Below are 850 nucleotides of genomic sequence, written 5' to 3'. Positions count from 1 at the left end.
CGCGTGGTACCGCGGATCGGAACGAACGGCCTTCGCGGATCTCGTCTTTGATGCGTTCGAAGAACACCACGAACGAGTCGGCGGTGGTGCCGATGCCGATGATCAGACCCGCGATGCCCGCCAGATCCAGGGTGTAGTTGATCTGGCGGCCCAGGATCACCAGGATCGCGAAAACCATTGCGCCGGACGCGGCTAGCGACAGTGCGGTGAGCAAACCCAACAGGCGGTAGTAGAGCAACGAATACAGCAGGACCAGGGCCAGGCCGATGGCGCCCGCGATCAACCCGGCCCGCAGCGAGGTCAATCCCAATGTCGCCGAGACGGTTTGGGCCTCAGAGGATTCGAAGGACAGCGGCAGCGACCCGTATTTCAGCACGTTGGCCAGCTGCTTGGCGGTGGAGGCGGTGAACGGCGGCTGCCCGCCGGAGATCTGGGTGCGCCCGCCTGGGATGGCCTCCTGGATCATCGGGGCGCTGACCACCTGGGAGTCCAGCGTGAACGCGGTCTGGGTGCCGACGTGGGCGGCGGTGAAGTCCGCCCACGTGTTGGCCGCCGCGGGCTTGAACTGCAGGTCGACGACGTAGCCGAGGCCGCGCTGGTTCTGGCTTGCGGTGGCGTCCGCGATCTGGTCGCCGCTGATGATCGACGGGCCCAGCAGGTAGGCGACCTTGTGGTCGGTCGAGCAGGTCACCAGTGGCAGCGCCGGGTCGTCGTTGCCGGCCAGGATGTCGTCCTTCTTGTCGCACTGGGTCGCCTGGAACTGCAGGGCGAGGAACTGGATGCCCTGGCGGGTGCTCTGCCGCCAGGTCTTCTCCTCGGCGATGCGGTCGGCGAGGTCTTTACGCGGGTC

General features: G+C 66.6%; 1 protein-coding gene. It reads right to left on the bottom strand.

The window, feature by feature from the left end:
• Positions 1 to 850: protein translocase subunit SecD (gene secD, locus A5706_RS16905; protein WP_068132619.1), on the bottom strand; the 850-nt coding region annotated here is incomplete at both ends.

The sequence above is a fragment of the Mycobacterium sp. E796 genome (genome assembly GCF_001672815.1).
In the GTDB taxonomy this organism is placed as follows: domain Bacteria; phylum Actinomycetota; class Actinomycetes; order Mycobacteriales; family Mycobacteriaceae; genus Mycobacterium.
Note: the sequence above shows the minus strand (reverse complement) of the source record. Positions and strands in the feature narration are given on the sequence as shown.